The organism is Terasakiella brassicae (genome assembly GCF_014641495.1).
Classification (GTDB): Bacteria; Pseudomonadota; Alphaproteobacteria; order Rhodospirillales; family Terasakiellaceae; genus Terasakiella; species Terasakiella brassicae.
Map to the genome: position 1 here is coordinate 56,186 of NZ_BMHV01000006.1, position 20,947 is coordinate 77,132.

Annotated in this window: 19 protein-coding genes; 9 read left to right on the forward strand and 10 right to left on the reverse strand. The window is 46.6% G+C overall.

Features of this window, described 5'->3' with window-relative positions; genetic code table 11:
• Positions 1-53: 53 nt before the first annotated feature.
• Genes leuS through holA form a run of 3 tightly spaced genes read left to right on the forward strand, consistent with a single transcriptional unit; the run spans position 54 to position 4,210 of the window.
• Positions 54-2,621 carry a leucine--tRNA ligase gene (leuS, locus tag IEW74_RS05470; protein ID WP_188662517.1) on the forward strand — a complete coding sequence of 856 codons (2,568 nt, stop codon included), beginning with the start codon at positions 54-56 and terminating at the stop codon, positions 2,619-2,621.
• Positions 2,608-3,159, forward strand: coding sequence for a hypothetical protein (locus tag IEW74_RS05475; protein ID WP_188662519.1), 552 nt, complete (start codon positions 2,608-2,610; stop codon positions 3,157-3,159). The genes leuS and IEW74_RS05475 overlap by 14 nt, the downstream gene beginning before the upstream one ends.
• Before the next feature lie 19 nt (positions 3,160-3,178).
• On the forward strand, positions 3,179-4,210 hold the full coding sequence (gene holA, locus IEW74_RS05480) for a DNA polymerase III subunit delta (protein ID WP_188662521.1): 1,032 nt from the start codon (positions 3,179-3,181) through the stop codon (positions 4,208-4,210).
• Here the strand turns inward: holA and IEW74_RS05485 are convergent.
• Positions 4,207-5,097, reverse strand: a complete 891-nt coding sequence (locus tag IEW74_RS05485) for a LysR family transcriptional regulator (protein ID WP_188662524.1) — start codon at positions 5,095-5,097, stop codon at positions 4,207-4,209. The genes holA and IEW74_RS05485 overlap by 4 nt on opposite strands.
• Before the next feature lie 104 nt (positions 5,098-5,201).
• On the opposite strand from IEW74_RS05485, the gene IEW74_RS05490 reads away from it, so the two are divergent.
• Positions 5,202-5,702 (forward strand): GNAT family N-acetyltransferase, encoded by a 501-nt coding sequence (locus IEW74_RS05490; RefSeq protein WP_188662525.1) that lies wholly within the window; start codon positions 5,202-5,204, stop codon positions 5,700-5,702.
• 264 nt (positions 5,703-5,966) lie between these two features.
• Here the strand turns inward: IEW74_RS05490 and IEW74_RS05495 are convergent, their stop codons facing one another.
• The 6 genes from IEW74_RS05495 to IEW74_RS05520 form a co-directional block, all read right to left on the reverse strand.
• Positions 5,967-6,980, reverse strand: coding sequence for a ParB/RepB/Spo0J family partition protein (locus tag IEW74_RS05495; protein WP_188662527.1), 1,014 nt, complete (start codon positions 6,978-6,980; stop codon positions 5,967-5,969).
• 2 nt (positions 6,981-6,982) lie between these two features.
• Complete coding sequence (locus tag IEW74_RS05500) at positions 6,983-7,771, reverse strand: ParA family protein (protein WP_188662529.1); 789 nt, start codon at positions 7,769-7,771, stop codon at positions 6,983-6,985.
• Positions 7,768-8,385 carry a 16S rRNA (guanine(527)-N(7))-methyltransferase RsmG gene (rsmG, locus tag IEW74_RS05505; RefSeq protein ID WP_188662531.1) on the reverse strand — a complete coding sequence of 206 codons (618 nt, stop codon included), beginning with the start codon at positions 8,383-8,385 and terminating at the stop codon, positions 7,768-7,770. Before rsmG ends, IEW74_RS05500 begins: the two co-directional genes overlap by 4 nt.
• A 104-nt stretch (positions 8,386-8,489) precedes the next feature.
• Entirely contained in the window at positions 8,490-10,361 is a 1,872-nt protein-coding gene (gene mnmG, locus IEW74_RS05510; RefSeq protein WP_188662752.1) for a tRNA uridine-5-carboxymethylaminomethyl(34) synthesis enzyme MnmG, read from the reverse strand.
• Between the two features lie 174 nt (positions 10,362-10,535).
• Entirely contained in the window at positions 10,536-11,867 is a 1,332-nt protein-coding gene (mnmE, locus tag IEW74_RS05515; RefSeq protein WP_188662533.1) for a tRNA uridine-5-carboxymethylaminomethyl(34) synthesis GTPase MnmE, read from the reverse strand.
• Between the two features lie 8 nt (positions 11,868-11,875).
• On the reverse strand, positions 11,876-12,130 hold the full coding sequence (locus IEW74_RS05520; protein WP_188662755.1) for a DUF6489 family protein: 255 nt from the start codon (positions 12,128-12,130) through the stop codon (positions 11,876-11,878).
• 151 nt (positions 12,131-12,281) lie between these two features.
• Here IEW74_RS05520 and IEW74_RS05525 point away from each other — a divergent pair, with 151 nt between their 5' ends.
• From IEW74_RS05525 to IEW74_RS05535, 3 genes are all read left to right on the forward strand, one after another.
• On the forward strand, positions 12,282-14,324 hold the full coding sequence (locus IEW74_RS05525) for a thioredoxin domain-containing protein (protein WP_188662535.1): 2,043 nt from the start codon (positions 12,282-12,284) through the stop codon (positions 14,322-14,324).
• 113 nt (positions 14,325-14,437) lie between these two features.
• Positions 14,438-14,908: a methylated-DNA--[protein]-cysteine S-methyltransferase gene (locus IEW74_RS05530; RefSeq protein WP_188662537.1), complete on the forward strand. Its 471-nt coding sequence runs from the start codon at positions 14,438-14,440 to the stop codon at positions 14,906-14,908.
• A gap of 22 nt (positions 14,909-14,930) precedes the next feature.
• Positions 14,931-15,905: a quinone oxidoreductase family protein gene (locus IEW74_RS05535; protein ID WP_188662539.1), complete on the forward strand. Its 975-nt coding sequence runs from the start codon at positions 14,931-14,933 to the stop codon at positions 15,903-15,905.
• 208 nt (positions 15,906-16,113) lie between these two features.
• Here the strand turns inward: IEW74_RS05535 and IEW74_RS05540 are convergent, their stop codons facing one another.
• Positions 16,114-16,941, reverse strand: a complete 828-nt coding sequence (locus IEW74_RS05540) for a pirin family protein (protein ID WP_188662541.1) — start codon at positions 16,939-16,941, stop codon at positions 16,114-16,116.
• A 126-nt stretch (positions 16,942-17,067) separates the two neighbouring features.
• Here IEW74_RS05540 and IEW74_RS05545 point away from each other — a divergent pair, with 126 nt between their 5' ends.
• Positions 17,068-17,814, forward strand: coding sequence for a DUF4197 domain-containing protein (locus IEW74_RS05545; RefSeq protein WP_188662543.1), 747 nt, complete (start codon positions 17,068-17,070; stop codon positions 17,812-17,814).
• On the forward strand, positions 17,811-18,380 hold the full coding sequence (locus IEW74_RS05550) for a potassium channel family protein (RefSeq protein ID WP_188662545.1): 570 nt from the start codon (positions 17,811-17,813) through the stop codon (positions 18,378-18,380). Before IEW74_RS05545 ends, IEW74_RS05550 begins: the two co-directional genes overlap by 4 nt.
• On the opposite strand, the gene IEW74_RS05555 is transcribed toward IEW74_RS05550, so the two are convergent.
• Complete coding sequence (locus IEW74_RS05555) at positions 18,377-19,348, reverse strand: glycosyltransferase family 2 protein (protein WP_188662547.1); 972 nt, start codon at positions 19,346-19,348, stop codon at positions 18,377-18,379. The genes IEW74_RS05550 and IEW74_RS05555 overlap by 4 nt on opposite strands.
• A 76-nt stretch (positions 19,349-19,424) precedes the next feature.
• Entirely contained in the window at positions 19,425-20,684 is a 1,260-nt protein-coding gene (gene rho, locus IEW74_RS05560) for a transcription termination factor Rho (protein WP_188662549.1), read from the reverse strand.
• Positions 20,685-20,947: the final 263 nt, after the last annotated feature.

Consider the following 20,947-nt stretch of genomic DNA (forward strand, 5'->3'; position numbering starts at 1 on the left):
CCGGACAGGACGTTCGGGATGACTTCTTTTAGAACAAGTAAGACATAACGATCATGGCCCGATATAATTTTAAAGAAACCGAATCTAAATGGCAGTCCTACTGGGATCAAAATCAAACCTTTAAGGTCACAGAAGACCCGGATAAGGAAAAATATTATGTGCTGGAAATGTTTCCCTATCCCAGCGGCCGGATTCATATGGGTCATGTGCGTAACTATACACTTGGCGATGTGGTTGCGCGTTATAAAAAGGCACAGGGTTTTAATGTTCTGCATCCAATGGGATGGGATGCCTTTGGCCTGCCGGCGGAAAATGCTGCAATGGATGCCGGTGTTCACCCCGGCCAATGGACCTATAGAAATATTGAAGACATGCGTGCCCAGCTCAAAACAATGGGTTTGTCTTATGATTGGGACCGCGAAATTGCCACATGTGATCCGCAGTACTATCGCCACGAACAGAAAATGTTCCTCGATTTTCTGGAAAATGATCTGGTTTATCGCAAGGAAAGCTGGGTCAACTGGGATCCGGTCGAAAATACCGTTCTCGCCAACGAACAGGTTGTTGACGGTTGTGGCTGGCGGTCCGGTGCCCCGGTGGAACGCCGTAAACTGAACCAATGGTTCCTGAAAATCACCGATTATGCCGAAGATTTGCGCACCGCTCTTAAAGACCTTGATCGCTGGCCGGAAAAAGTCCGCATCATGCAGGAAAACTGGATCGGTCGATCTGAGGGCATGCGCCTGAAATGGCAATTGGTGGATCGCGACGATTCGCTGGAGGTTTATACCACCCGCCCCGATACCTTATATGGCGCGTCTTTCTGTGCCATTTCCGCCAACCATCCGATTGCTGTTGAATTGGCGGAAACGAATCCGGACTTACAGGCCTTTATTGAGGAATGTAATAAAACAGGTACATCCGAAGAGGCCATCGAAAAGGCGGAGAAAAAAGGATTCGATACCGGGCTGAAAGTCAAACATCCGCTGGATGAAAGCTGGGAACTGCCGGTTTATGTCGCCAACTTTGTTTTGATGGAATACGGCACAGGCGCCATTTTCGGCTGCCCGAGCGGGGATCAACGCGATCTGGATTTCGCCCGCAAATACGACCTGCCCGTTGTTCCGGTTGTCGCCCCGGCCGATCTGGAAAACCCTGAAAGCTTTACCATCGAAAATGACGCTTTCACCGATGATGGTGTCATGATCAATTCCGATTTTATGACGGGTATGAGCGTTGCCGAAGCCAAAAAAGCCATTTTTGCCAAATGTGCTGAGCTGAACATCGGTGAAAAAGAGGTCAATTACCGTCTGCGCGATTGGGGGGTCTCACGCCAACGCTATTGGGGATGCCCCATTCCGGTTATTCATTGTGACAGCTGCGGCATTGTGCCAGTTCCTGCCGACCAGCTTCCGGTCGAGTTGCCCGAAGATGTCGATTTCGACGAACCCGGCAACCCGCTGGATCGTCACCCCAGCTGGAAACATGTTGATTGCCCATGCTGTGGTAAAGCCGCGCGCCGTGAAACCGATACATTTGATACCTTCTTCGAATCGAGCTGGTATTTCGCACGTTATTGTTCCCCAAAATCGGAAAACGGCATCGATAAAGCGGCGGCTGATTACTGGATGTCGGTTGATCAATATATCGGTGGTGTTGAACATGCGGTTCTTCACCTGCTTTATTCACGTTTCTTCACACGCGCCTTGAAGAAATGCGGCTATCTATCTGCAGAAGAACCGTTTACCGGTCTTTTGACACAAGGCATGATCTGCCACGAAACCTATAAAGACGCCGATGGCAACTGGATGTTACCCAGTGATGCGGTCCGAAATGAAGACGGTCAGGTCATTCACAAAAATGATGGCCGGGCGGTCAACGTTGGCCCATCCATCAAGATGTCCAAATCCAAGAAAAACGTTGTCGATCCTGAACTGATTATCTCTTCTTACGGGGCGGATACCGCGCGTTTATTCATGCTGTCTGACAGCCCGCCGGAACGTGATCTGGAATGGACAGATTCCGGGGTAGACGGGGCATGGCGTTACCTGAACCGTCTCTGGCGCTTAATCACCGAACCAAAGGCAGCTTATCCGGCCAAAGATACGGCACAACCTGCAACGCTTTCTGATGAGGCACAAAAGGTCCGCGCACAAGTTCATAAAACAATCGCTGCCGTCACCGATGATTTGGGCAAATTCCACTTCAACAAGGCCGTTGCCCGTCTGCGTGAATTGACCAATACATTGGGCACACTGGATGGCGTTGAAGGTGATGATGCCTGGGTCTTGCGCGAAGGTTATGAATATCTTGTGCGTTTGATTGCCCCGATGACACCGCATATCGCCGCTGAACTGTGGGCCGAACTCGGCCATGACAGCATTTTATGCGAGGTTTCCTGGCCGGTTGCCGATGATAGCCTTCTCAAAGAAGATACCATCGTTATGCCGATCCAAGTCAACGGCAAGCGCCGCGACCAATTGGAAGTTCCGGTCAATATGGATATCAAAGAAATTGAAAAGCTGGCCTTGGCCTCTGAAAAAGTGCAAGCTATTCTGGATGGAAAGCCAGCTCGTAAAGTCATCGTTGTACCAAAGCGGATTATCAATGTCGTCGCGTAACTCTTTCATATTAAAAGTTTTTGTTTGTCTTTTGATTGTCGCAGGTCTTGGCGCCTGCGGCTTTCAACCCGTTCATGGCAAACGAAAAACCGCTGAAAACCAGATTATGAAAAATGAACTGGCCAAAGTCTGGATATATGAAATTGAAGACCGTGAAGGGCAAATGCTTCATAATGAATTGTTGAATTTGTTCAATCCAAAGGGACGACCGACACACCCGGCGTACAAGCTGAAAATCATTTATAACGAAACACAAAGCAATACGGGCATCGGAAAAAATGAATTTGCCACCCGTGCAAACCTGATTGTTTCCGCTTTCTTTGAGTTTAGGGGAAACGCACCTTTAAATGGATTAAGCCGTTCAACCGTTGCCTTTAATATCTTGAATTCCCCGACCGGAACGGAGTTTGCCAAACGCGATGCCCGTACACGTGCAATTAAATCCGTTGCCCGCGATATCCATCGTAGAATCGCCGTTCATTTACTTAATAAATCGCCCGCATCCCAAACGGAAAAACCAATCCGTATCATGAAATAACGGGTTTTTAGGCCGTCATATGAAAATCAGTGCAGCAAAAGCAGACGGATTTATCAAATCGCCTTCGCCGGATGTGCGCTGTATTTTGTTATATGGCCCCGATCAAGGATTGGTATTTGAGCGCGGAAAAATATTGGGGAAAACGATTCTCGACGATGAAAACGATCCGTTCAACAGTGTTGTTTTACAAGCCGGTGACATTAAATCCGACCCGGCCTTGATCGCCGACGAAGCCGCCACCATGTCTCTGACAGGCGGGCGGCGTTTTATCCGCATTCAGGACGCTGCCGACAGCCTGACAGCCGCTTTTAAGACTTACTTCAGTAATCCTATCGGCGATGCTTTGATCGTTTTGGAAGGTGGGGATTTAAGCGCACGATCCACATTGCGAAAACTCTTTGAAAGCGAAAAATCCATCGCAGCGGTCGTTGCCTGTTATGGGGACGAAGGCCGTAATCTGTCCGATGTCGTGCGCGAAACCCTGCAAAAGCATGGCTTGAATGCCGATCGCGATGCGATGGGATATTTGCTCAATCATCTGGGTTCTGATCGCCAAGTCAGCCGGGGGGAGCTGGAAAAGCTCGCCATCTATATGGGGGAGGAAAAAACCGTAACCCTTAATGATGCAATGGCCTGTATCGGTGATAGCGGTGCTTTTTCTTTAGATAATGTCACCATCGCTGCCGCCAATGGGGATCATGCGCAGCTTGAAACGGCCTTGATGCGCTGTTTTGACGAGGGAAACCAGCCCATTATGATCTTGCGCATGCTCGCGCGCCATTTTCATCGCCTGCATTTAGCCAAAGGTTTCATGCAAAAAGGATATAATGGGGAAGAAGCCATAAAAAAACTTCGCCCACCTATTATCTTTAAGCAAGTTCCTGCCTTTAAAAAACAACTGGTAAGCTGGGACTTACATCGGATTGCTCTGGCCTTGGATATTCTGACAGAGGCCGAACGTGATTGTAAAATAACCGGAAATCCACCGGAAACCGTTTGTTCACGCGCCTTGATGCGCATCGCCCAAGCCGCACGTGCCCCCCGGCGTTAGCTGAACCAGGCACGACGATCACGATCAAATAGCGCCCCGATATAATCCTTCACCGCCTGAATACGGGCCGTTTGACTGGTTTCCTCATGGGTCACCAGATAAATCGGCATTTCAAACAGGTCTGCACGTAAATCAAGCTCGATCAAATCGCTCACGGCATGGCGATAAAAACGTGGCAACATCCCCATGCCCATGCCGGCCCGCAAAGCGCTGACAAAACTCATGGCGCTATTGGTTTGAAAAACCACCTGATCATGATGTTTCACCGTTTCCTGCCAAAGGGATAAAGCCTTACTTTCCTTATAGCCGAAATAATCCACCAGTTTGTGACCTTTCAAATCCGCCCAGTTCTGCGGTTCACCATAACGATCAATGTAACTTGGCGCCGCGAAAACATGAAACGGCACAATCCCGACTTTACGGGCAATTAAGGCCGGATCATCCGGTTTGCTCAATCGAATGGCAATATCAGCTTCCCGGTTTGCCAAATTCACAAAATGACTTTCGCTGGCCATCTCCAGACTGATCTGTGGGTAGGATTTTTGGAAATCAGCTAAATTTGGTGTCAGCCAAAAAGACCCCAACCCATCGGTGACTGAAATACGTACCTGACCATTCAGTGCATCATCTGCTCCTTTAAGGGTTTGTTCCAGATTGCTTGCAGATTTTTCCATTTGTTGAACATGATCCAACAAGGTCCGCCCTTGCGGAGTCAAGTTCATACCATAACGATAACGATCAAATAGTTTGCATTTTAAATCTTCTTCCAGCTGATCAATGCGGCGACCGACTGTTGAGCCATTGACAGACAGGCTCTCAGCCGCAGCAGAGAAGCTCCCACTACGTGCGACAGCTAAGAAATAGCGTAAATCATCCCAGTTCTGCATTTTTGCATTCCGTTATTGCAATATTTCCTATTTATAGCCATTTTTTAACCTGATAATCTAGTCTTAATTAGTATTTATAATGTATTTTTGCAGATGTAAAGAAAATGAGCAAAGCACAAGACTTCAATCTCCTGACGGGTTATCAACCCGGTCTGATCGGACGGACTGCGGCCTTGCATGGGCGCGCCTATATTGAAAAATGGAAATTCTGGAAATTTTTTGAATGCAAAGTTGCCAGCGAACTTTCCATGTTTATGGAATGTTATGATAAAGATGTCTCTTGCATCTGGTCACTGGAAAAGGATGGTGAGTTTTACGGGACCATTACATTGGATGGCTCCCATGCTGAAAAAGATGGGGCTCATCTTCGATGGTTTATTCTGCACGAGGACGCCAAAGGACAAGGCCTTGGAAAACGTCTTCTACAATCCACTATCGATTTTGCCAAAACCAAAGGGTACGAATCGATTTATCTTTGGACCTTAGCCGGACTGGAGCCCGCCGGCCACCTCTATCGCCGGTTTGGATTTACTTTAGAAGAAAGTAAGCTCGACACTCAATGGGGTGTTGAAGTTCAGGAAGAAAAGCTCCGATTAAGACTTTAGCTTCATCAAATCTGATCATATAAAAAAAGAGGCTCATTCTTTTGATCCTCAAACTGCTGACAAAGTGCTTTGGATAACTCGCCAATCAAAAATCGTCAATCCCGCACTTGATGCGGGATCCATTTAAAATCAAAGGGTTAATGTTTAAAATCCGCGAAGACTGGATCCCCGATCAGGGTCGAGGATGACAAGACAGGGCTTTGTTAATAACCTGAGAGGCTCATTTTTTTGAGCCTCTTAATGTTTTGTTAATATTTAAAGTCATCAAAGTTTGTTTAATTCTTCTTCAACTTCAAACGGGCTCACCGGATCAAGTTCTTCTGATTGATCTTGGCCTGTTTTTCCATGCTGACCATGACTTAAACGGTGAAGAAGATCATCCAGTTGTTCTAATGAGCTGTAATGTAACGTCAGCGCCCCGCCTTTTTGGCTCGCCTTAATATCAACTTTAACGCCTAAAAGATCTGTTAAATCACGTTCCAAAGCAATCGTATCGGTATCTTTTTCTTTTTTCGCTTTGGGACGAGACTGGACACCCGCTGTTTTAACCAGACTTTCGGTTTGGCGAACATTCAGTCCCTTTTTAATCACCTGCTTGGCAATTTCTGCTGGTTGTTCGCAGTTCAACAAGGCCCGCGCATGACCCGTGGATAACAAACCATCTTCAAGGAAAGATTTTACCTCACTCGGCAAGGCCAACAGACGCATCATATTGGCAACATGGGAACGGCTTTTCCCCAAGGCTTTGGATAATGCTTCCTGTGTATGGCTAAATTCCGCCATTAAACGGTTATACCCTTCGGCTTCTTCCAACGGGGATAAATCCTGGCGTTGCAGGTTTTCCACCAAGGCAATTTCAGCCGCATCACGATCATCCATTTCTTTAATAATGACCGGAACTTCGTGCAATTGCGCGCGTTGTGCAGCCTGCCAGCGGCGTTCCCCGGCAATAATTTCATATTCGCCGGGACGTTCTGGATGAGGGCGCACCAAAATCGGCTGTAAAATCCCTTTTTCTTTAATAGAAGAAGCCAAGCCTTCAATCGCATCTTCTTCAAAATGTGTACGCGGCTGATATTTACCGGGGATCAGCTTGCTAATGGCGATTGTTTTTTGATTGCCACTGGAAAACGGCACCACATCGCCACCGCTGCGGCCCGAAGCCGTTGTATTTTCCTCTGACGACAAGGTTTGATCTTCAACAACGCTGGCGGTTTCTTCACCCAAAAGGGCAGAAAGCCCCCGACCAAGACTGCGGCGTTTCGTTTCTTTTGCCATTTTTATGCTGCGCTCCTGTTTTCGCGTTTTAAGACTTCGCTGGCGAGATGCAGGTAAGCTTTCGATCCCGCGCAATTATGATCATATAAAAGAACCGGTTTTCCATGACTGGGGGCCTCTGAAACCCGCACATTTCTGGGAATAACCGTCTCATAGACCTTTTCCCCAAAAAATTCACGCACATCACTGGCGACCATATCGCTCAAATTATTGCGCTTATCGAACATGGTCAAAACAATGCCCTGAATTTCAAGTTTCTGATTGAAGTTTTTGCGGACCCGTTCAATGGTTTTCACAAGGGCCGAAATCCCTTCCAAAGCAAAAAACTCGCATTGCAAGGGCACCATCACCGCATCGGAAGCCACAAGCGCATTGATCGTCAACATACCCAAAGCCGGAGGACAATCAATTAATACAAAATCGTAGCCGCTGATACCTTCTATAGATTCTTTCAAGCAAAACTGCGGACGATCCAATTCGGGAATTTCAATCTCGGCGGCGGCCAGATCGGACCCACTGGGCACAATCGACAAATTGGGGATTTTACAATCCTGAACAGCCGCATCCAGCGAAATATCGCCCATCAAAACATGATAGGCATTCCGGCTGCGTTGGTCATGATCAACCCCCAATCCCGTACTGGCATTGCCTTGTGGATCAAGATCCAGAACGAGTGTGCGCTTACCAACAGCAGCCAAAGCCGTTGCCAGATTAATCGTTGTCGTGGTTTTACCTACCCCACCCTTTTGGTTGGCGACGGCAATAATACGCGGTGTAATTGATTGCGTCATTTAGGTGTCATCCTTTCGATGATGAGTATCTGCCCTTCCGGGTCTGATAAACTTTGTTCAGTATCGCAGTCAAAATCCCATACTTTGCGGGCGTCTTTTATTTCTTCTTCAGCCTTGCGGCCCTTCAGGAAAATGCAACGTCCATCCGGTTTTCGCAACTGTGCAGAAAAAGACAAGAGTTTCTCAAGATTCGCCAAAGCCCGAGATGTCACGACATCGGCAAAACCGCTTTCCTTTAAATCGTCGATTCGGCAATTATGAATGGTAACGTGGGTTTCCGTCACCCGTGCGGCTTCGCGGACAAAAGCCATCTTACGGGCATCGGAGTCAACCAGATGAACATCTTCCACCCCCATAATTGCCAAAACCAAACCGGGGAAACCTGCCCCGCATCCGATATCGACCAGCGTTTTACAATTTTCAGGCAGATAGGGATAGACTTGCGCAGAATCCAAAAGATGACGGGTCCATAAATCATCCAATGTTGAATTACTGACCAGATTGATTTTAGCCTGCCATTTGACCAATAGGTCCCCATAAGCTTGGAGACGATCCAATGTTTCACGTGAAACATCGAGTGCATTCCATTGATCTTGTTGTGCCTGAAATCCCATTTTACCCCTGCAAATGTCGTTCTATCGACAAATCTACCCTAATTTCTAAAACAAGTCTTGTTAATTATCCCTGTTTCACGTGAAACAAATGCAACAAATTAACTCTAAGCGACTCTGTTCGATTTATTGCGCTTAACATATCCCAGCAAAGCGGTTAAAGCCGCCGGTGTAATGCCTGAAATTCGCGCGGCAGCCCCAAGCGTTGAGGGTTTATGTTCCGCCAGTTTTGAGCGCACTTCCGTTGACATTCCTTCGATCGCCATATAATCCAAATCTGCTGGCAGTTCCAAAGATTCATCCCGGCGAAAGGCCCGAATATCAGATTCTTGACGTTCCAGATATCCCGCATAGCGGCCTTCAATTTCAACCTGTTCGGCCACCGCGCCGGTGATATCACCCAATTGCGGCCAAATCCCTTTTAGACGATCCAGCGTGACATCCCGATAAGCCAACAGGGCCATCGCACTACGATGTTGACCATCCATGTTGACCTTAATACCGTATTCTGCCAATTCCTGCGGTGTGGCATTAATTTCCATCATGCGGGCTTTTGCTTCTAAAATTGCTTTTTCTTTGGCGTCAAAGACCCCTGCCCGTTCTGCACCCACACAGCCGATCTCTATCCCGCGACGGGTTAAGCGTTGATCGGCATTATCGGCACGCAAAATCAAACGATATTCTGCCCGTGAGGTAAACATGCGGTAAGGTTCGTTCGTTCCCTTGGTCACCAAATCGTCTGCCAACACACCGATATAAGCGGTGGCTCGATCAAAAATAAACGGATCCTCGTTACCTGATGCTTTTAGCGCGGCATTGACCCCGGCCATTAAACCTTGGGCGGCAGCTTCTTCATAGCCGGTCGTGCCATTAATCTGGCCGGCAAAATACAAATGGCTGACCTTGCGGGTTTCAAAGGTTTCGCGCAATTCACGCGGATCCACAAAATCATATTCAATGGCATAAGCGGGCTTTAATGCCTCGACCTTTTCCAAACCGAGAATAGATCGCATAAAGGCCATTTGAATATCGCGTGGTAAAGACGTTGAAATCCCATTGGGATAAACACTGTCCGTATCCAATCCTTCCGGTTCCAGAAAAATTTGGTGGCTGGTCTTTTCCGCAAAACGCACGACTTTATCTTCAATCGATGGACAATAACGTGGCCCGCGCCCTTGAATTTGCCCGGAATAAACCGGTGCCTGATCCATATTAGATCGAATAATTTCGTGGGTTTCTTCCGTTGTACGCGTGATATAGCACGGAATTTGCGGCGTGGTAATTTCATCATTCAAAAAGGAAAACGGCTGCGGCGGTGTATCGCCATCTTGTCGTTGCAAAACATCCCAATCGATTGTTTTGCCATCCAGACGCGCGGGTGTCCCGGTTTTTAAACGACCAAGATTAAATTTCAAACGTGATAAGGTTTCTGCCAAACCGATAGACGGTTCATCCCCCATGCGCCCTGCCGGCCATGTTTCTTTACCAATGTGGATAAGCCCATGCAGGAAGGTGCCTGTGGTTAAAATCACCGCCCCGGCCCGCAAAGTTTCGCCATTACCCAACACCACACCGTTGACACGTTGATCATCATTTTCCAGTGTCAAATCTTCGGCGGTGCCTTCCATCAGTTCCAGATTATCCTGTGTGGATAACAACGCCTGAACAGCTTGTTTATAAAGCTTGCGATCAGCTTGTGCACGCGGTCCGCGCACGGCTGGACCCTTGGATTGATTGAGCATGCGAAACTGGATACCGCCCTGATCAATCGCGCGGCCCATAATACCGTCAAGCGCATCAACTTCGCGCACGAGGTGACCTTTCGCCAATCCACCAATCGCCGGATTGCACGACATTTCACCAATTGCGTCTAATCTTTGTGTGAGAAGAAGGGTCTTGGCCCCCATTCGCGCGCTTGCTGCTGCGGCTTCGCAACCGGCATGCCCGCCGCCAATCACTATCACGTCATATGTTTTCATAAGGCGCAATGTATGTATCACACCCGGTGAAGTCAATTTGGAAAATAGACTTATTTAAAGCCTATGGATAAAACAGTGGAAAACACCGTTCATAACCTGCGCGTAAAGCCAGATTTGATGTTTTCATTCATCTTATTTTACGAAATGCAGGGTTTGTGTTTCACGTGAAACACTTTATTTCCCGATACAGAAGTCACTAAAGACGACATCAAGCACATCTTCCACATCGATTCGCCCAGTGATGCGCCCTAACGCACGTGTCGCCATGCGCAAATCTTCAGCCGCCAGTTCCGGCAGATCAATCTCGGCAAAACGAACAAGGGCTTCAACACAATCTTCCAAGGCTTCGCGATGTCGCGCGCGTGTCAAGGCCGGTGCGCCTGTCATCATACAACGCGTCGCCACTTCTTCTTCCAAACGTTTGAAAAAGTCAACCAGTCCCTCTTTTGATTTAGCTGACATATATATCGGTTTCTGCCCACCTATATCAGCAACATCGGGTTTTGCCTGATCCATTTTATTAAGAACAACCAGACTGTCATCATCAATCAGATCCAAAGTCTTTTGATCGAGATTAGGCCAGTCTGCCGCATCAAACATCACCACTTTCAAATCAGATGATTGTGCCCGATCCTGCGCACGGCGCACGCCTTCCATTTCGATCACATCTTCACTATGGCGCAATCCGGCAGTATCGGAGACAACGACTGGATAGCCCCCGATATCCAGATGACTTTCAATAATGTCCCGTGTTGTCCCGGCGATATCAGACACAATGGCGACTTCGCGTTTTGCCAATTGGTTTAATAAACTGGATTTTCCTGCATTCGGTGGCCCGACAATCGCCAGACGTACACCATCACGCAGAAGCTCCCCACGATGACCGTCTTTTAAATGATCTTCGATTTCATGCTGTAAGTTTGCTACCTTGGCCCGCGCACCGGCTTCGACTTCTTCAGGTAAATCTTCATCGGGGAAGTCAATCACAGCTTCAAAATGCGCAAGGATATGTAAAATACGATCCGCCCAGTCATTATATAAAGTGCCCAACGCCCCTTCCATCTGACGCAAGGCCTGCTTGGCCTGCGCGCGCGTTTCAGCATGGATCAAATCTGCAAGACCTTCTGCCGCCGTTAAATCCATCTTGTCATTTTCAAAGGCCCGACGGGTAAATTCTCCCGGTTCCGCCAAACGCAGACCGTCCATTTGGGCAAGACTATCCAGTAATGCCTGCACAACCGCCCGCCCGCCGTGGATTTGAAATTCAACAACCTCTTCACCGGTAAAGCTATGAGGGGCAGGAAAATAAAGGGCCAATCCGTCATCAATCGGATCGCCCTCAACAGGATCAATCAATTGCACGCGATGCGCATAACGTGCCTTAAAATCTGATTTACCGGACAATCGGCATAAGACAGAAAAGGCCTGCGGTCCCGACAGGCGGACAACCGCAACACCGCAACGCCCGGCGCCACTGGCCAGTGCATAAATTGTTTGATCGTTCATTTTTTTCTTTATTCTTTAGAAGAGCCGCCGATTGGGCCATTGTTAAATTGTGCCCAAAACATTTTCTGCAATTGCTCCATATTGGAGATCCCGGCCGGAAGCCAGGTTTTAAACAATGTTTCAGGGTCCATGGCATTAAGATTGGATTTCATCCGCTCTTCAACTTCTTTCATCATCATTTCCTGCATGGGCTTCACATCCGGCAATCCCATAAAGGTACGGGCCTCTTCAGGCGTGCAATCAATATTTATCGTAATTTTCATCATATTCTTCCAACATTCAGCTGAGGGCCATCTCTGTCTAATGTGACAATCTTTTGCGTGCAGGTCTATCCCTCATAGAAAAAAGGGTTGTACTTTTTTTCGAAACACGAAAAGCTGGAAACAACCAGCAAAGAAAACGAAAGTGCGGATTATGTCCCAAAACCAGCTTGGACAATCGACCAGCCCCTATCTTTTGCAACATGCAGACAATCCCGTCCATTGGAAAATATGGAACGATGGCGTCTTTGCACAAGCAAAATCCGAAGATAAACCCATTCTGTTGTCAGTTGGATATGCTGCCTGCCACTGGTGTCATGTCATGGCCCATGAATCGTTTGAAGATATAGAAACCGCCCAATTGATGAATGAGTTATTCATTAATATCAAGGTGGACCGTGAAGAACATCCCGATGTGGACCATATTTATCAACGTGCGCTAAGCGTTCTCGGTCAACCCGGTGGCTGGCCTTTGACCATGTTTTTAACACCAAGCGGACAGCCTTTCTGGGGGGGAACATATTTTCCGAAGACAGCCCTTTATGGTCGTCCGTCTTTTAAAGACGTTTTAAAAACCATCGCCGATATTTATCACAGTAAAAAAGAGGATGTCAGCCAGAACGTCACGGCCATTGCCGATGCCTTGGAAGATATGAGCAAACCACGCGGCAATGGCGGGCTTCATCTAAAAGCCATGTGCGATACTCTTCCTTTTATCCAGCGAAATCTTGATCCTGTTCATGGCGGATTACAGGGCGCCCCGAAATTTCCACAACCGGTTTTGCTTGATTTTTTATGGCGTACAAACTGGATAAAGAAAAACCCGCAAATTGATCACCTTCTCTGCCTCAGTCTGGAAAAAATGTGTCTGGGCGGAATTTATGATCATTTAGGCGGCGGTTTTGCCCGATATTCGACCGATGAAGAATGGCTGGCGCCGCATTTTGAAAAAATGCTTTATGACAATGCCCAACTTGTTTCCCTACTCACAATGGTTTGGCGCAAACATCAAAACCCCTTATTCAAGCGCAGCGTCTTTGAAACCATCGACTGGATTTTCAATGAAATGCGCGTGGAAACCGACAACGGTTTTGCCCTTGCCAGTGCCTATGACGCCGATAGCGAAGGTGTCGAAGGCAAGTTCTATGTCTGGAACGAAGATGAAATTGATCGGCTTTTAGAAAACGACTCTCCCCTCTTTAAAACAGCCTATGACGTTAGCTCACAGGGAAATTGGGAAGGCCACAATATCTTGCGCCGCGTAACTCCGTTTGAAAACCCGGCTCAAGAAGACAAATTAGATAAACTGCGTCAAACCCTGTATCAGGAGCGTAAAAAACGCATATGGCCCGCACGTGATGATAAAGTCCTATGCGACTGGAACGCGATGATGATTAAGGCCTTGTCTGAAGCCGCCCTCGTTTTTGATCAACCTGACTGGATCAAACAAGCACAAGACCTTTATGCCACCTTGAAAAAGACCATGATCAAAGAGGGTATCCTTTATCATAGCTGGTTTAAAGGCCGTCATTCGACCACGGCTTATCTGGAAGATTACGCCAATCTTTGTCTGGCCGCCCTCGCCTTATATGAAGCCACAGGACACACCTCATATTACCAAGACTGTCTAAAATGGTCTGATCATTTAGAAGATCATTTTTGGGATGTTGAAAATCACGGATATCATTTTGCCGATAAACAAACGGTCGAAGGCTTAAACGTGCGGCCCAAACCAATCAACGATAGTGCGACCCCTTCGGGTAATGGATTAATGGCTCATGTTTTGTGTGATCTTTATCATTTGAGTGGCAATCCCAAGTATCAGGAACGCTTCAATCAATTGATGCAATTGTTTGGCAATGACGATCCCAATCAAATATTTGCCGCCCCCGGACTATGCAGCGCCCTTATTCGGTTTGAAGCAATGGAAACCATCGTTGTTGTTGGAAAAACCGGAACAAATGATATCAATTCATTGATAAATAAGGCTTATTTATATCCTTCTCCCACTCGAAAAGTTCTACTAGGAGATGGTCAAAATCAGCAAAATACCCCTGAAATTCTACAAGGCAAGGTTCTGTATAACCAAAAGGCAACTGCCTATGTCTGTCAGAATGCAACCTGTTCCCCGCCCTTAACCGAACCTTCTATGTTGGAAGCACATTTGAATGATCTTACAAAACAAAGTCCCCTCTAATAAGCTTCATGGGTCATATATAATATAAGGTGAAAACTCCATATGCAGTTTGACAGCGTGGATTATTTTCGTAAACGTTATGTTTAAGCCACAAACAAGAAAGAAAAAACCTTATGGATATCCTGTGCAGCTCCCTTATGACCCCGGTTGGTACCCTTTCCCTTTTTGAAGAGGATGGAAAAATTGTGGTCGTTGAATGGGGACAAGCCCCTGCCGGTGTGGAAACGCCTTTGCTGAAAGAAGCAAAGGCACAATTATCTGCCTATTTCAGCGCAAAACTGACAAAATTTGACCTTCCCCTTGATCCAATGGGAACAGAACATCAGAAAAAAGTCTGGGACCAGATGCAACAAATCCCCTTTGGCGAGACCTGGACCTATGGCGATATTGCCAAAAACATTCATTCTGCAGCCCAAGCTGTCGGGGGCGCATGCGGAAAAAACCCTATTCCCATCCTTATCCCCTGTCATCGTGTGCTTGGGGCTGGTGGAAAAATGACAGGATATTCCGGCGGTGATGGGATTGAGACCAAAGAACAGCTCTTGCGTATGGAAAAAGCCGTCTTAAGTACATTAAACAAATAAAACACACAGGAAGGACCGATAAATGACCCACGCCGTTCGTATCCATAAACCCGGTGGCCCGGAAGTACTGTCTTATGACGATATCACCGTCACTGCCCCCACCGCCAATCAAGTACAAATTCGTTTTAAAGCCATCGGCTTAAACTTCATTGATTGTTATCACCGCAGTGGTCTTTATCCAGTCCCCACCCTGCCCCACGCCATCGGGATGGAAGGCGCAGGGATTATTGAGGCCTTGGGCAGTGATGTTGATCAATTTGAAATCGGTCAACGGGTCTGTATTGGGGCCGCTCTTGGCTGTTACACCGAGCTTGGAAATTTCGACCAAAATGTCGTCATTCCCCTGCCCGATGAAATTGATTTCGATACGGCCGCTGCCATGATGTTAAAAGGCATGACCGCGCATTATTTATTGCGCCGGATTTATAAAGTCGGCCCACAAGATACCATTCTTTTTCATGCAGCCGCCGGCGGGGTTGGCACCATTGCAACCCAATGGGCAAAATCATTAGGGACAACGGTCATCGGTACGGTCGGTTCCCCTGAAAAAGCAGAACTGGCCAAGGCACAGGGGTGTGATTACCCCATTCTATATCGGGAGGAAAACTTTACAGACCGGGTACGTGAACTGACAAATGGCGAAGGCGTTCCTGTGGTTTATGATTCCATCGGCAAAGCCACCTTTGAAGGTTCCCTTGATTGTTTACGCCCCCTTGGGATGATGGTGACTTACGGCAATGCCACAGGCCCCGTTCCCGATTTTTCCCCGGCTTTGCTGGCACAAAAAGGCTCCCTTTTCATCACCCGCCCCACTTTAATGAGCTACGTTGCCAAACGTGATGATTTGTTATGGGCCGCCAATGACCTGTTTGATGTTGTAAAATCTGGTGCCGTTAAAATCCATATCAATCAAAAATATGACCTCAAAGACGCCGCGCAAGCCCATCGGGATCTTGAAGATCGCAAGACCACAGGGTCAACCATTCTCATTCCATAAAAATAAAAAGGCTCAGACTATTTGACAAAGCCCTAAACCGTCATCCCCGACCCTGATCGGGGATCCATTGATATCGCATGAGAAATTCCTCTTATTGATTTTAAATGGATCCCGCATCAAGTGCAGGATGACGGTTTGTGATTGACGATTTATTCAAAAAACTTTGTTAGCAGTCCGCCCCCCCTATAAGATAACAGGGGCCTTTTCTTTAGAAACTACCGTTTTTAAAATCTTCAAAGGCTTGATAAATCTCTTCTCGGCTGTTCATTACAAACGGGCCATAGCGGACAATCGGTTCACAAATCGGATCTGCTGCGAGCAAGATAAAACGGGTTTCCTGCGTACAGGACAGAACGCTCACTTCATCACCATCTTCCAAAATAACCAGACGGTCGGTTTCTATATCTTCCCCATCCAAATGCATTTTTCCTTCATAAATATAAAGAAATGCCGTTTGTCCTTCTGGTACGGGAAGGCTTAATTCCTGATTTGGTTTTAAGATGACATCGATAAATAACGGTTTTGTCGCAATATCAGAAATCGGACCGACAAGATCAAACAGCTGCCCGGCAATAACTTTAACCTCAGCCCGATCGTCTATGTGGGCCGTTGGAATCGCATCGGGTTGAATGTCCTGATAACGCGGTGGGATCATTTTTTTATCAGCCGGTAGATTGACCCAGATTTGAAACCCTTTCATCAATCCCTCGCTTTGTTCCGGCATTTCAGAATGAACCAGACCACGCCCTGCCGTCATCCATTGTGCCCCACCGGTTTCCAGCAATCCTTCATTGCCAGCACTATCACGATGGCGCATTTTACCGTTCAACATATAGGTGACAGTTTCAAATCCACGGTGGGGGTGATCAGGAAAACCGGCGATATAATCCGTACCTTTTTCCGATCCAAAAACATCCAGCAAAAGGAAAGGATCCAAATGATCCAATGTCGATGTTCCAATTGCCCGTTTTATTTTCACACCGGCCCCATCGGATGTAGAGACCGGAGAGATAATTTGATCAATGGTTCTTTGCATGACAGTTTCCTAATTTCCATCTTACCATTCCATGAAAATAGGATATGATAATTTAACCTTTTCGATTAGAGACTGAATCGGAAACTGATTGTTTCACGTGAAACGCCGAAAACAGGATTGATCCTTATGCGCACACTTCTTCTTCTTTCCACCGCTTTTTTCTTAACGGCAACATCTGCCCATGCCCTAGATTTCAAAGATACCTTTCAAAAAACAGTAATTGATAATCTGACGAATTCTGTCACAGGCAATTCCAGTTCTGTTTCTACCCTCAGTGAAAATCAAATCATCCAAGGATTACAGGAAGCCCTGAAAGTTGGCACCCAACGGGTAGTTTCGCAAATTGGCGCAAAAGACGGATATAATATGGACCCTGCTATTCATATTCCCCTGCCCACACAATTACAGCAAGTTCAAAAACTTCTTGGTAAAGTCGGTCTGTCTTCACTGGCAGACGATGTAGAGCTTAAAATCAACCGGGCTGCTGAACAGGCCGCGCCAAAAGCCAAAGAAATTGTCTGGGATGCCATTTCAAATATGAAACTGGAAGATGCCCGCGCCATTTATCAAGGGCCACAGGATGCCGCCACCCAGTATTTTAAAAAGGTATCATCGGATAAATTGCGGGCCATGATTGAGCCAGTGGCAAAAAACAGTTTAAAAGACGTTGGTGCCCTGCAAGCTTATGATATCTTGATCGGCGAATATAAATCCATGCCGTTTGTCCCTGATGTCAAAGCTGATTTGGTAAATCACACAACTACCCTTGCGATGGAGGGCATCTTTCATTACCTCGCACAGGAAGAAGCCGCCATTCGTAATGATCCGGCAAAACGTACAACCGAGATTTTAAAAACCGTCTTTGGCCAATGATCCCTATTTTCTTTCAAAGATACTTTCGCTTTCTCTCAATCTCCAAACTGGATTTTGTCAGCGTTTTAATCGTGCTGGGTGGCATCACATTTTTTGTGATTGCCATCTGCGGCCCCGCTCTTTACTGGGTGGAAATGGGCGATCCGAACGCCAATATCAAAAGCTGGTCGGATGCGGTTTGGCTCTGTTTTATGATCGTCACCACTATCGGTTTTGGCGATCATTATCCCGTCACCCTGATCGGTCGCTTAATTGCGGTTCCCTTGGCTGCAATGGGTATTGGTTTATTCGGTACATTTGCCGGATATTTTGGGTCCATCATTTTGGACAAAGTGGTGCGGGCCGCAACAACCGATATGTTGCATCAACAAAATCGACGTATTGAAATGCTCAGTAAACAGAATAAAGAGCTTAATGAATCTATCCGTGAAATTGCGGCAGAAAATAAAGAACTCAACAGTATGATCGTTGCCTTGTCTAAAAATAACGAAGTGCTTAATCGTAAAATCGATAAAGACACAGACGATATTTTAGCAGCCTTGCGGGAAATGAAGACAGGGTCTTAAAAATCAGCCGATGCTTTACCCGTTTTCCCCGCTCCCGGTTTCCAATCTATTGAACGTTCGATTTTGCCATCCGGTGTGAAGGCGGCCAAACAATTTTTAATCGCGGAAACTTTGTCCTTATGAGGGCATATTTTTGTGCGAATATGATCCCATAAAAACCGATTGAACAATCCACCATAGACTTTGCGATGGAAACGTTCAGCCCGTGAAATGGCCCGTTTATAGGCATAATCAATATGATCAGGCGTTAATAATGGCGGATTTTCCAAAATGGTAAAATACATCGCCAAGACCGATTCATATCGGGAACGCCCTTTTTGCGCAGATAAACGATCAGGCGCTGCATGGGGCAACAGACCAACATCCCCATGAACGCGTGCACCCTTGGCATGGGCAAAAAGACGCAAAAACAGCATTTGATCCGGCGAAACCAGACGTGAATCACATCCCCCAACCTGTTGATAAAAGCTTTTCTTAAATAACATACAGGTGGAATTCGCTGGATTATTGCGGATGAAAAATTTCAATCCGTCTTCCATAACTTCCATTTGCGGATAAGGGGCATCGCGGGTTAAGGGATCTTCTTCACCTTGCCATTCAAAATAGGCCGATTGTCCCCAGGCATGGGGCACATCAAATTTTTCACAGGCTTCAATTAACCATTGGCTCGATTGTGGCGTTAACAGATCATCCCCATCACATAGCTTAATCCATTCGTGACTGGCGGCTTCAACACCTGCGTTTGTTCCCCACGACGCCCCAAGATTTTCCTGTTCAATAATGATTGTTTTTGCATCCAGATCACGGGTGCAATCACGAATAACCTGAACAGAACGATCACTGGATCCATCATCAATAAAAATATATTCGCGGTCCTCAATCCCGATTTGTGCTTCAAGGGAACGGATCACTTCCGGCAAATATTCTTCTTTATTAAAAACGGTAATTACATAGGAAACAGCAGTCATAACGCATGTACTTGTCTGATAAAAAACAACATAAAAAAAAGAGGCCCCTGCTTTCGCGAGGGGCACCTTTTCTTGATTAACGAGAATTCATCGAATCGAAGAAATCATCGTTGTTTTTGGAATAACGCAGCTTATCCAGCAGGAATTCCATACCGTCTGCTGTGCCCATCGGGTCCAGAATACGACGCAGAACCCACATTTTGGACAGAGTGTCTTTTTCCACCAACAAGTCTTCCTTACGGGTACCGGATTTCGTGATATCGATTGCCGGGAAGGTCCGTTTGTCGGCAAGTTTGCGATCCATCACAATCTCGGAGTTACCCGTGCCTTTAAATTCTTCAAAGATCACTTCATCCATACGCGAACCTGTATCGATCAGGGCCGTGGAAATAATAGTTAAAGAACCACCTTCTTCGATATTCCGTGCCGCCCCGAAGAAACGTTTTGGACGTTGCAGGGCATTTGCATCCACACCACCTGTCAAAACCTTACCGGATGAAGGAACACAGGTGTTATAAGCGCGCGCCAGTCGAGTAATGGAGTCCAACAGGATGACCACATCTTTTTTATGTTCCACCAAACGTTTGGCTTTGGAAATCACCATTTCAGCGACTTGAACGTGACGGGTTGCCGGTTCATCGAATGTGGAGGAAATCACCTCCCCTTTCACAGAACGGTCCATATCGGTCACTTCTTCCGGGCGTTCATCAATCAAGAGAACGATCAGATAACATTCCGGATGATTTTTTGCGATGGAATGGGCGATATTTTGCAACATCACGGTTTTACCGGTACGCGGCGGGGCCACCAAAAGGGCGCGCTGTCCCTTCCCGATCGGGGAAACCAGATCAATAACACGCGGGGTGTAATCTTTGCTTTCCGGATCATCAATTTCCATTTTTAAACGCTCATCCGGATAAAGCGGTGTGAGGTTGTCAAAATGGACGCGGTGGCGGGCTTTGGCTGCTTCTTCAAAGTTGATATTTTCAACTTTTAACAGGGCAAAATAACGTTCGCCATCTTTGGGCGCCCGAATTTGACCTTCAACCGTATCGCCTGTACGCAACGAAAATTTACGAACCTGATTGGGGCTCACATAAATATCGTCCGGTCCCGGCAGATAATTGGCTTCTGGTGAACGCAAAAAACCGAAGCCGTCTTGCAACACTTCCAAAACGCCACCACCATAAATCGTGATATCATTTTCCGCCAGAGTTTTCAAAATGGCAAACATTAATTCCTGTTTGCGCATATTGCCGGCATTTTCAATTTCCAACTCTTCAGCATAAGCCAAAAGGTCGGCAGGGGATTTTTCTTTAAGTTCCTGAAGATTCATAAGTGATCTACATACATAGTGAAATGGGAAAAAGGATAAGTCTGTTGTATGTCGTCGTTTAAGGCTACGCGATTACTAACTTATTGAAATATAATGATTTTCTATTTTCTGAAGATTAAATCGAAAAAAGAATACTTTCGAAAACAGAAAATTCAAAAGAAGGAAGGACAACCAAAATTTTAATCCGGTTGCTTTTATTGCTCTACCTCAAAATCAACATAAAAGTCAAGTCATCAAAATTTCTTTCACATCTGCTGTTGCCT